Genomic DNA, 10,462 nt, shown 5'->3' with positions numbered 1-10,462 from the left:
AAAGAACTTGAACTAGCCGATGAGAATTTATGAAAGTGATGTTGCGCCAAAATGCTGCTGGACACTTGACTGTCTACGTTGCCAAGAAGGATTTGGAAGAAGAAGTGGTGAACCGGGTAGAGGTCGATTCAGAAACGATTTTTACCCTTGCCAATGGTTGGGAACTGGCGATCGCCAATCTCGACGATCCTCTAGTTCTACCAAAAACCTTAGAAGCACGACGTATTGCCTAGGACAGGATTATGAATCAGTTGGATAGTTACTCGCGCATAGGGTTCAATTTTGAAGGTCAGTTTCTAGGCTTTGTCCGTCGTGATGGAACTCCGAAGTATCTGCGGTTGCGAGTGCTATCGGAAGAGATGCTCATCAAGCTGCCCAAGGTAATGCGATTGGCTTGGGGTTCGTCACTTCAGCCTGGAGACTTGCTCCGGGTTACGGGCATTGGTAAGGTTGATCGCCATACCCTTACCCTCAAACTGAAGGCAGCACAGATTACTCCTCTCACTACTAATCGTCTTCCGCAGTCAGCAGCAACGGAGCTTACAAACCCAGCTAATCCAACGTTCTTAGAGAAACCCGATGCTAGCCACCAACCCCACCTGCAATCCACTAAGGCCAAGCCCAAGGTCAAAGTATTGGTATGTCAAAAATCAGACTGCTTAAAGCGGGGAGGTAACGGATTATGCGAGGCATTGGGGAAAGCATTGCGCGATCGCCGTGTCGATCAGTATGTCACCATCGAGCGTACTGGTTGTCTCAAGCGCTGTGCATCTGCGCCAAACTTGGTGGTCATACCTGGAAATCACCGGTACACAGAGGTCAGGCTAAAAAACCTGTCGCAGATCGCTGATGCGATCGCCTCACAACTTGCAATTTGCTGAATGCTTAACCTGTTATGGCAACGATTATTTTTTACGAGAAACCGGGCTGCGTGAACAACACCAGGCAGAAAGCATTGCTCACTGCTGCTGGGCATACTGTCGATGCTCGTAATCTGCTCACTGAAAGGTGGACAGTTCAGCGACTCCAGCAGTTTTTTGGGCACCGTCCTATTGTTGAGTGCTTTAACCCTACTGCCCCCTTGATTACCTCAGGAGCCATAATTCCTGCTCAGCTTGATTGGGCCACAGCCCTGCAATTGATGATTGCTCATCCCTTGCTCATCCGGCGACCCTTGATTCAAAGCGGCGATCGCTACTCCGTAGGGTTCAACCTAGATGAACTCGATCTGTGGCTAGGCTTAACTGCCAGAGAACAACGCCAGCAGAGCATTTGCAATCATCTGAGGCAACAAGATTTACAAACCTGTCCCCGATCGTCTTAAAGCATCACCGTAGACAGTATCTAATAGTCCCAATTAAAGTCCCAATTAACGATTTCTGCCATTCTTCTCCTAGCGTTTCCTCCTGCCTATGCCTGACCATCAATTTTCATCTGCCCATCACATTCCTAACGCTGGCCTGAGAGCATCCCATTTTGCAGATCTAGTCCGACTAGCTCAACTAGTGTATGACCCCTCCGGAGGACTGTCAGGACGATCAGTTGCCGTTGACTGGCAATCCTTTGGTCTACCAGAGGCAGTTGTAATTGACCTCAAAATTTTGGGACAGCGCTATCAATTTACGTCACCCCATATCCCCCCCGATGTCATCTGGGAGCAACTCAGCCCAGCTAGCCGCAAGTGGTTCATTGACAATCGAACGGTCATTGCTGAGCTAGAGGAGGCATTTCCCTGTCGTGATGAAGACTAGCAACAGCAGATGATGGAGATTGCGCCGTGGCCACACGCTGGGTCAGAGATGCCCAGACTACTCATACCTTGGAACAATGACCATGCCCGCAGGGTAATCGCTCTACAATGGAAGCGATCGTGTTTCGCGCTAGGGACTGTTTGCTATGACGACGATCGTGCAATCCACTCTCAGTCTGCCAGATCACACACAGCTACCAGAATCGGATGGAACGTTTGTGAAGAACTTTCAGGAACATCCCCAGAGCATCCTACTCACAACATCCATCCAGCCAACCCTAGACAGACTGCATCCTGATGGTCGGTATGCGATCGGTCAAGACTGTGGCATCTACTGGCGTTTAACTGATCCCCCAGAGCGGGGAGCCGAAGCCCCCGATTGGTTTTACGTCCCCAATGTGCCCCCGCTGCTAGATGGGCAGATGCGCCGCTCCTACGTGCTCTGGAAGGAAATTATTGCACCCTTGATTGCGATCGAATTTGTTGCTGGTGATGGCACCGAAGAGCACGACTATACATCACCCTTTAGCAATGGCTCTGGCAAAGCAGGAAAGTTTTGGGTATACGAGCAAGCAATTCGCATTCCGTTTTACGCCATCTATGACATGCAACGGGCCACGGTGGAGGTGTACGAACTAGTTGCAAATCGGTACCAGCCATGCCACCCGAATGAGCGGGGACATTATGCCATTGCCCCCATGGGTGTAGAGTTGGGAATTTGGGAGGGGAAATACGGCAACCAAACCTTACCGTGGTTACGGTGGTGGGATAGCGAAGGAAATTTGTTACTCTCCTCCGATGAACGCGCTGAACAGGAACGACAACGCGCTGAACAGGAACGGCAACGCGCTGAACAGGAACGACAACGCGCTGAACAGGAACGGCAACGCGCTGAACAGGAACGGCAACGTGCTGAACAGGAACGGCAACGCCGGGAGCAACTAGAAGCGTTCTTGCGATCGCAAGGGTTTGACCCTGGCCGTATACCCGACCTCTAAAATCTCCTAAAGTTCAACCAATAGAATGCTTAACGTCTAGCTAGATTGATCCTCAGTTCTCTGAGACCTTCACCTAGAAAGCTGCCAACAGGGTATTCTGGATGGCATAGTTAGATTTTGGCCAGCGGTTAAGCATAGGGAAAGCGTGAACTATGACTCTTTATGATTGTTCGCTATCTGTGAATGGGTTGCTAACACCCATATCTTCAGTATGGGCAGTGTTCAAATCACCAGGCCCTATTGTATTTGAGGCAGGGCCGATCGTTGTCCGCTGGTACGGATTACTGATTGCCTCAGCAGTATTGATAGGCACATTGCTTTCTCAATCACTAGCAAAGCGACGGGGAATTAGCCCAGAATTGGTTGGCGACTGTATCGTTTGGTTGGTTATCGGTGCTATTCCCTGTGCACGGTTGTATTACGTTGCCTTCGAGTGGGACAACTATGCCCAGAGTCCGGCTGATATTTTGGCTATTTGGAAAGGGGGCATTGCGATTCATGGCGCTATTTTGGGGGGTATGATCGCCGGGCTGATCTTTAGCTACCTCCACAAAGTGTCGTTTTGGGAAATCGCAGATCTGATTGCACCCTCGCTCATCTTGGGGCAAGCTATTGGTCGCTGGGGTAACTTTTTCAACTCTGAAGCCTTTGGTGACCCCACAAACCTGCCCTGGAAGCTATACATCCCAGAAGCAAACCGTCCACCTGGACTTAAAACCGTAGAGTTTTATCACCCTACCTTCCTCTACGAGTCACTGTGGAACATCGGAGTGTTTATCTTGCTAATGACGCTATTTTTTCGCGGTGAAGCCACGGGCAAGCGTCCTAAACCAGGTACCCTATTCATGGTGTATATGATTGCCTACAGCCTGGGACGGGTATGGATTGAAGGTTTACGCACTGACAGCCTCATGCTGGGATCACTACGCATAGCCCAATTAGTTAGCTTGGTAGCGATCGGCCTTGGAAGTCTGGGACTGCTGTGGCTCTATCGGTTGCGCCGTGACCTGCCGGATGTCGGTCCTGCCTCTACATCGAGTCATTCCTAGCCAACTGCTCCCCCTTAGCTTGCCAAACTCTCTGCTTGCTTAGGCGTTAGGGAACCAAAGAAATCATAGTAGTCTAACGCTTCCAAAATCCCCCAAGCATAGTGGCCACGGGCAAAGTAAATTTGGGGATAGTCCCTGAGCCGCTTTAATTCTGAGCTGTGGTTCCCCACTACAACTGCTAGGGTGTTGCCCGCCAGCATCGACTCGTCATTACCCGATGCCCCAGCTACCAAGAATCGCTTAACAGGCAGACCCCATTTGAAGGCAAAATAGCGCACAGCATCCCCCTTAGATGCGCGAATAGGGAGCAGGTCTAGGTATCTGTTATGGCTAAAGATGCCCTTGACATGGAGTTGGTTTTGGCGTAGCCGGCGCATAATTTCTCGGAAACTGGGCGCTCGGCCAATATCCACAAAATAGCTGATTCTAAATCGAGTCTGGGCTTCTGGGGGTTGTAATTCAATACCAGGAATCTCTGCCATTACTGACCTCACGGCATCTGGTTCCCACCGATAGTTAATATGACGCTGCCAGTTAGTGTCCGTTACTACTTGGGGGCCATAGTAGATCTCGCTGCCCGTGGCCGTAATCAGGACATCAGGCATGGGAAACTGCCACTCCTTTAACATTTCCAGAGCACTCTGGACAGTGCGGCCTGTAGCTATGCCTACCCCTGTAGTGTGACCCTGTTCATGGAGGCGGTGAATTAATTGGTGGAGCGCATCGTGATCGCCCAGTAAGGTATTATCAATTTCACAGATTAAGAAGCGATCGGCAGTGGGCAAGCGGTTAGCCGCAGGCATTTTCCACTCAGGACGATCGGCAGCAGGTGCCCTCGTCAATGGACTCAGCATCGGCTGTATTGGACGCTGTGGCAGTTTCTCCACTTGGTCTAAATAACGCTCCACATGGCTAGCCCACGAAAAATGCTGATGCACAGTCCTAAGACCGTTGGTTGCCCACGTTTGCCACTGCTCAGCATTCGTTAAAGCAAACTTTAGCGCAGCTTGAATTTGGGCAATATCCAGCGGGTCAATTAACATGCCATTTTGGCAAGCCTTTAGGATATCACGAGGGCCGCCATCTGCCGTAGCGATAATAGGTACACCACAGGCCGTAGCTTCAATTAGGGTGAGGCCAAAGGGTTCCGTCAAGGCTGGGTTGATAAATACCCCTTTACTCTGGGCCACTAACCGATACAGTTCAGGAACATCCTGGGCTTTGTGCTGCTTGGGATAGGCAACATGACCATAGAGGTCGTAGCGATCGATCAGTTGAAAGATTTCTGTCAACACCTGACGTGGCCCTGATTCCATCGTCATAACGTCATCCCTAGTACCCAGCACCAACACTAAGTTAGCAAGCTGTCGCAGTTCAGGATCACTACCAAACGCCTTGACTAAGGTGCCAACATTTTTACGAATTGCTGGTCGTGAGAGAGCCATGACGATCGGCTTCTGTAAATCGCGTAGAAACCGCTGCAACTCTTGCTGAATGGCAGGTGGTTGCCAACCAGCAGGCGCAGGATAAAACTCCTCCAGTGCTACCCCCGGCGGAATCACCACCATACGCTGGGGCTGATACTGGTCATACATACTATATTGCTCTTCCACCTCCTGGTGGGTACTAGCAATGATCAAGGCTGCACTCGCCAGGGTAGTCTCCTCAGCCTCAATTCTGGTACTAATATGAAAGTACTCTTCAATAGCATCAGGTTTGCTACCTTGCTCTAGCAATCGTTGCTGCTTCACTCGCCCTAGGGAATGGCCTGTATGCACGAGAGGGAGTCCTAGCCAGCCAGCTACCCGACAACCCACATAACCTGCATCTGCATAGTGGCTGTGAATGACATCAGGCAAGCGGCCTAGTTGCCGCAGGTAACGTAGCAACTCGTCAGCAAAGCTGTCTAGATGGGGCCAGAGCACTTCCTTGCGTAAATAGCGGCGTGGGCCACAGGGCAACCGAATAATTCGGGCTTTGTCTGAGAGTTGCTCAATCGGCTGTGCATAGTCAGGACTCACCTTTGGATCAGACACCAATCGGGTTACTAGGTCAACCCGATCGACTCGTGGATGGTTTGCAAGAGCGCGAGCTAACTCCACTACATACTTAGTCTGTCCGCCTGTGTCTGCATCTCGCCCCAGCTCTAGATTATGACCTCGAATCAGGCCATGAATGCTAACTAGCAAAACATAGAGTCCTGAGTTGATTGACATGAATCACCCTTCATAGTTCTATAGTTCACAGCAAATCAATAGCAAGTTCACAGCAAATCAATAGCAGTAAAATTAGCAACCTGTGATGACCATTGATGGCTCAAGTGTAACCAATCTTTGACTAGGCAGGGAGTCAAGGGGGTGATACCCATCATCAGTAACCGCTGACCTACAGAGTAATGAACCATTCTTTACGTTTGATTACGTCGGTAGAGATTGTTGCTCAAACCAGGTAATCACCTGGCGAACTGTCAAATCTGCGATCGCTGTTTCAGTAGCGGTTGCAATCTCTCTGAGAGGCTTTAAGGATGACATGACCAAGCGAGCAAAAAATTCGACAAACTCAGCATCCATGCCTGCATTTTCTTGCACTGTTGGATCTTGTTGAATCCAGCTAAGAATTTGGTCACCTGTGATTTGGTCGATCGTCACCCCAGCATCACTAGCAATCTGTCTCAGGGTACGCAGGGAATAGAGAGCTATCCGGGTTGTGAATTTAGCTTGGGAAGTCAGCAGAGCAGCGTCTACTAGCAAAGCTTCATCGCGAGTCAAGAATTGATTAGGATCAAAGGCCATAGGCACAGGTATAGTGCTTAGTCTTCAAACGAGCAATTAACGATGAAATCTACTCTTCATCCTATTGTCTAGGTTTCTGGTCATTGCAGCAAGCCTGGGCCTAGGGGCTAGAGAGTCCTAACTCTAGGCAGGCTGCCATCGTTGCATCAGTTGTCTCACAAGCAGTCTAAGCCGATCGGCTTTAGCCCCATGCTTCAGCGTGACGCAATTCACTGAGGAGCGCTAAGATCAGGTCAGTAGGTAGTAATACTAGCAGTTGGTAGCACAGCGTATGCCGAGTCTCTACACTGAGATTGACATTCGGGCATCCAGAAGTCGTGTCTGGCAGGCCCTCATTCGCAAGGAACAGTGGCTTTACTGGAACACATTTCTCTACGATTTGAATAGCAAGCTACCATTCCAGCAGGGGCGTTCTGTAGCATTGTCACTACGGCGAGTGGCTGGCGAACCTGAAACCCAGTTTCAACCCACCGTTACCTTGGTACAACCCATGGTCTGTCTTCGCTGGCACTCTGTAGTGCCCGGATTACGCAACGAGCACGTGTTTGAGTTGCAAGATATTGGTGCAGGGTATACTCGATACGTTCACCAGGATAGGTTTTCTGGCTGGTTAGCAGGTTTTTTCTTTCCCTTCATTCGGCAAGATGAGCAACGGGGAATTGATCGCATGGCTCGTGAACTCAAGCGCTACATTGAAGCCACGTAGAATTGTCTATCAAGGCTCATACTTCAAAGTCCCTTGGCGTTGGTTACTTGGCACTGTTCACACAGCCCACGAACAGTAACTTCATAGGTTTCAGCATAGAGTCGGGGGTATAGCTGGTTCAGGCTAAGGTTCTGGAATGTTTCCCAAGGAATGTCAGAAATCACACCACAACAGCGACACTGAAAGTGATGGTGAGGCTGAACATTGGCATCATAGCGAGACACGCCTTCCTCCAAGAGTACCTCACGCACTAGGCCAGCTTCTCGCAATGCCTGCAATGAGCTGTACACCGTAGCCTGGGATGAAATAGGTACCTCTTGATTCAAATCACTGAGAATTTGATCTGCTGTAGGGTGATCAGATCGAGCTAAAAGATTGGCATACACAGCAAACCGTTGCGGTGTAACCCGCAAGCCTTTTGATCTAAGAAGTTGCACGATCGCTTCCATAGATGTGCCAGTCAGTTGCTGATCTGTAGCCTGGGAACCCATAACCATAATCTAATGTTTACCTTCTGATATTGTAGTCAGTCCTATCGATACCACCAGTTTTATATTAGATAATTTATAAAGATTATCTTAATCTTTTCCTTGACTTTTTCTCAGCTCAGAATTATTCTGATTTACAGGGACATTCACCACTCCATGTGCGCTGGTGTTCCTAAGAGAGTAACTTGCAAATTTCAATTGCAACATTCGTCTGTAATTACTTGAGGTAGAGAAACAATGGTTGCTGTATTGGATAAAGTGCCCGATGTAGTGTTTAAGACTCGTGTCCGTGATGAGTCTGTAGAAGGCCCCAACCCCTTCCGCTGGCAAGATGTCACTACCCAAGAGATCTTTGGTGGTAAGCGTGTAGTTGTCTTTTCCCTGCCTGGGGCATTCACCCCTACCTGTTCTTCTACCCACTTGCCTCGCTATGAGGAACTGTACGATGAGATCAAGGCTCAAGGCGTTGATGAAGTAATTTGTATATCTGTCAATGATGCCTTTGTGATGTATCAGTGGGGCAAGCAGCAAGGTATAGAAAAGGTGAAGCTGTTACCCGATGGTAATGGTGAGTTCACCCGCAAGATGGGTATGCTAGTAGAAAAGGATAACCTTGGTTTTGGACTGCGCTCATGGCGCTACTCTATGGTGGTGAATGACGGCACGATCGAGAAAATCTTTGTCGAGCCAGGCTACAGCGACAACTGCCCAACAGATCCCTTTGAAGTGTCGGATGCAGACACCATGCTGAACTACCTAAAGAGCGTTAAGTCATAGCTCCTGTGCAAGGCTTTCTAGTGTCGGTGATCGTGTGACCCTGAGTTGAAATTGGTTTGATCGTTCTACTGGCGCTAGTCCTCTCTGTCCGCAGCTCTGTGCATACAGCCCTTGAGTTTACTCCCTAGAGACGGGTGTCCATAGTGAGTATCGGCTGGCAGTAGTGTGACTGAGAAGACTAGCGTTATTCATATAGTTCCATTTGCTGAGTGGTTCAGCAGCACAGCAATTGGAATCATTCCATACTCCAGGAAAAATAGTGACCAAATAATTAGATAGAGCTGGGCGTAGCGCTGGTTGAGGTGAGGCGAGTTTGAGATGCCTAACCTGTAGCAACACCACCAGAGGCTGATCAAAGCTAGGGCATGGGTAGCAACAAAGAATGGTCGGTGGACACCGGGTAACCCTGCAAGACCTGCCAGAATCATACCGAGGTAACAGGTTGTTAGTAACAGCATAGCTAGGGTGAACACCGCTCGTTGTCCTAAGCGGACAGTCAGTGTATTGATGCGAAATTGTCGATCGCCCTCTAGGTCGGGAATATCTTTAAAGATGGCAATGGCAATGGTGAAGCCTACCATGAACACAGTAACCGCCCAGATTACCGGTGGAATGGCCGCCGAGCCTGGACTTAAGGTCTGCTGAAAGTGTAGGAATAACCCTAAGTTGACAACTAGTCCGCGCACGGTAAGGATGCACCATGATGCCCACAGAGCATAGCGCTTCAGGCGAATTGGTGGCAAAGAATAGGCAGTGCCGATTATCAAGCTAATGCCAACTGTTGCCAACAACCAAATTCCTTGCCAAGCTGCAACTGCAAGCGCTAGCAAGCCTGTCGTGCCCACAATGCTCCACCCCTGGGATGGAGAAAACTCGCCTGAGGCTAGGGGAAGGTGGGGTTTATTGATGCGATCAATCCCTATATCTTCCAACTGATTTAAGCCCACGATGTAGATATTGCCACAGAGACAGGCAAACAGGGCTAAGGGAAGGGTAGCGATGGGCAGAATAGTAGTGGCTTCAGCAGCGGCAATGCTATACAGCGCCATGACACTGAGGGTAGTGCCAATGACCGTATGGGGGCGAGAAAACTTCCAAAAGGCATACAGCCAAGAAAACCGAATGTGCCAAGATGACATGACGACTTATACGGGGGATGCTCCATGAAGGTAATCATCCCTAGCTATACCAGGAATAACCATAGCAGGAATCAGAGCCAGAATTAGTTTTGCTAATCTGATCGAGCATCTGAAGTTGCAATATAGGCTTCATTATCGGGAAAGATGGCTGTAACCGCTGGTGCATTGACCGGGGATGCACTTGTCTCGCTGGAATCTTCGGGCTTAGAGGTATCTGGTGAGGCTGGCTCTACTGGAGACGGTGGCTCTACTGGTGAATCTGGCTCTGCTGGAGGAGGCGGCTCTGGCTGAGGGATGGTTTCAACCGCAGCAATGGTTTCAATTGCTAATCGGCTTCTTGCCTGGCCAGAGAGCAACTTTAACAATTTAGACTTGGGGTCGTGAAATAAATAGATGAGCCGATCGCCAGGTTGCCAATCATACGTAGCCGAGACAATCAGCAGTTGACTTTGCCGTCTAATCAACAGCGGCATGAGGACACCAGCTTGGATTAAGTTGTGCAGGTGTTTGCTCTGGGCTTCAAAGTCCTGCGCTCGCAGCATCGTTCCTCCCAGCTTCACAGCACCATCTTGAAGATATTGATTCCAGGTTTTGACGGGCGGCTCTGGGGCAAATGCTTGCTGCACACTGCCGTTGGCGATGTGGAGCGCGGCCTGGCCGAATCCGACTACGTCTTCGAGCGCACCTACACCGTGCATCAGGTGCAGCAAGCCTCCATCGAGCCGCACGTCTGCATCACGTACTGGGACGAGGACGACCGGCT

Annotated in this window: 13 protein-coding genes; 8 read left to right on the top strand and 5 right to left on the bottom strand. The window is 49.8% G+C overall.

The genetic code is table 11. The annotated features are described in order from the left end of the window. Positions 1-29 precede the first annotated feature (29 nt). The 6 genes from nifT to lgt all read left to right on the top strand — a co-directional run bounded on the left by nifT (position 30) and on the right by lgt (position 3,797). Positions 30-233 carry a putative nitrogen fixation protein NifT gene (nifT, locus tag NZ772_06895; protein MCS6813284.1) on the top strand — a complete coding sequence of 68 codons (204 nt, stop codon included), beginning with the start codon at positions 30-32 and terminating at the stop codon, positions 231-233. A gap of 9 nt (positions 234-242) precedes the next feature. Continuing rightward, on the top strand, positions 243-881 hold the full coding sequence (locus NZ772_06890; protein ID MCS6813283.1) for a (2Fe-2S) ferredoxin domain-containing protein: 639 nt from the start codon (positions 243-245) through the stop codon (positions 879-881). Between the two features lie 14 nt (positions 882-895). Beyond that, positions 896-1,324, top strand: a complete 429-nt coding sequence (locus NZ772_06885; GenBank protein ID MCS6813282.1) for a hypothetical protein — start codon at positions 896-898, stop codon at positions 1,322-1,324. 88 nt (positions 1,325-1,412) lie between these two features. Then, on the top strand, positions 1,413-1,751 hold the full coding sequence (locus NZ772_06880; protein ID MCS6813281.1) for a hypothetical protein: 339 nt from the start codon (positions 1,413-1,415) through the stop codon (positions 1,749-1,751). 145 nt (positions 1,752-1,896) lie between these two features. Continuing rightward, a complete protein-coding gene (locus NZ772_06875) occupies positions 1,897-2,748 on the top strand; it encodes a Uma2 family endonuclease (GenBank protein MCS6813280.1) in 852 nt (283 codons plus the stop codon). A gap of 152 nt (positions 2,749-2,900) precedes the next feature. Further along, positions 2,901-3,797 (top strand): prolipoprotein diacylglyceryl transferase, encoded by an 897-nt coding sequence (gene lgt / locus NZ772_06870; GenBank protein ID MCS6813279.1) that lies wholly within the window; start codon positions 2,901-2,903, stop codon positions 3,795-3,797. Positions 3,798-3,811: 14 nt separating this feature from the next. Here lgt and NZ772_06865 read toward each other — a convergent pair whose 3' ends face one another. Both NZ772_06865 and NZ772_06860 read right to left on the bottom strand, forming a co-directional pair. After that, complete coding sequence (locus NZ772_06865; GenBank protein ID MCS6813278.1) at positions 3,812-6,013, bottom strand: HAD-IIB family hydrolase; 2,202 nt, start codon at positions 6,011-6,013, stop codon at positions 3,812-3,814. Between the two features lie 201 nt (positions 6,014-6,214). Further along, the gene (locus tag NZ772_06860) at positions 6,215-6,589 is read right to left on the bottom strand and encodes a hypothetical protein (GenBank protein ID MCS6813277.1); all 375 of its coding nucleotides are present in this window, start codon (positions 6,587-6,589) and stop codon (positions 6,215-6,217) included. A gap of 271 nt (positions 6,590-6,860) precedes the next feature. Here NZ772_06860 and NZ772_06855 point away from each other — a divergent pair, with 271 nt between their 5' ends. After that, the gene (locus tag NZ772_06855; protein MCS6813276.1) at positions 6,861-7,295 is read left to right on the top strand and encodes an SRPBCC domain-containing protein; all 435 of its coding nucleotides are present in this window, start codon (positions 6,861-6,863) and stop codon (positions 7,293-7,295) included. Positions 7,296-7,318: 23 nt separating this feature from the next. Here the strand turns inward: NZ772_06855 and NZ772_06850 are convergent, their stop codons facing one another. Then, on the bottom strand, positions 7,319-7,792 hold the full coding sequence (locus NZ772_06850) for a transcriptional repressor (protein MCS6813275.1): 474 nt from the start codon (positions 7,790-7,792) through the stop codon (positions 7,319-7,321). A 228-nt stretch (positions 7,793-8,020) separates the two neighbouring features. On the opposite strand from NZ772_06850, the gene NZ772_06845 reads away from it, so the two are divergent. Further along, a complete protein-coding gene (locus tag NZ772_06845) occupies positions 8,021-8,560 on the top strand; it encodes a peroxiredoxin (GenBank protein ID MCS6813274.1) in 540 nt (179 codons plus the stop codon). A 188-nt stretch (positions 8,561-8,748) separates the two neighbouring features. Here the strand turns inward: NZ772_06845 and NZ772_06840 are convergent, their stop codons facing one another. Next, complete coding sequence (locus NZ772_06840) at positions 8,749-9,699, bottom strand: homogentisate phytyltransferase (GenBank protein ID MCS6813273.1); 951 nt, start codon at positions 9,697-9,699, stop codon at positions 8,749-8,751. 92 nt (positions 9,700-9,791) lie between these two features. Then, a partial coding sequence (locus NZ772_06835) for a hypothetical protein (protein ID MCS6813272.1) occupies positions 9,792-10,462 on the bottom strand: 671 nt, incomplete at its 5' end.

The organism is Cyanobacteriota bacterium, assembly GCA_025054735.1.
Lineage (GTDB): Bacteria > Cyanobacteriota > Cyanobacteriia > SKYG9 > SKYG9 > SKYG9.
This window is presented reverse-complemented; position numbering and strand designations above follow the sequence as displayed.

Bases quoted from the DNA above. Each gene is read 5' to 3' on its own strand.
- nifT (MCS6813284.1), top strand. From the start codon at position 30: ATGAAAGTGATGTTGCGCCAAAATGCTGCTGGACACTTGACTGTCTAC.
- NZ772_06890 (MCS6813283.1), top strand. From the start codon at position 243: ATGAATCAGTTGGATAGTTACTCGCGCATAGGGTTCAATTTTGAAGGT.
- NZ772_06885 (MCS6813282.1), top strand. From the start codon at position 896: ATGGCAACGATTATTTTTTACGAGAAACCGGGCTGCGTGAACAACACC.
- NZ772_06880 (MCS6813281.1), top strand. From the start codon at position 1,413: ATGCCTGACCATCAATTTTCATCTGCCCATCACATTCCTAACGCTGGC.
- NZ772_06875 (MCS6813280.1), top strand. From the start codon at position 1,897: ATGACGACGATCGTGCAATCCACTCTCAGTCTGCCAGATCACACACAG.
- lgt (MCS6813279.1), top strand. From the start codon at position 2,901: ATGACTCTTTATGATTGTTCGCTATCTGTGAATGGGTTGCTAACACCC.
- NZ772_06865 (MCS6813278.1), bottom strand. From the start codon at position 6,013: ATGTCAATCAACTCAGGACTCTATGTTTTGCTAGTTAGCATTCATGGC.
- NZ772_06860 (MCS6813277.1), bottom strand. From the start codon at position 6,589: ATGGCCTTTGATCCTAATCAATTCTTGACTCGCGATGAAGCTTTGCTA.
- NZ772_06855 (MCS6813276.1), top strand. From the start codon at position 6,861: ATGCCGAGTCTCTACACTGAGATTGACATTCGGGCATCCAGAAGTCGT.
- NZ772_06850 (MCS6813275.1), bottom strand. From the start codon at position 7,792: ATGGTTATGGGTTCCCAGGCTACAGATCAGCAACTGACTGGCACATCT.
- NZ772_06845 (MCS6813274.1), top strand. From the start codon at position 8,021: ATGGTTGCTGTATTGGATAAAGTGCCCGATGTAGTGTTTAAGACTCGT.
- NZ772_06840 (MCS6813273.1), bottom strand. From the start codon at position 9,699: ATGTCATCTTGGCACATTCGGTTTTCTTGGCTGTATGCCTTTTGGAAG.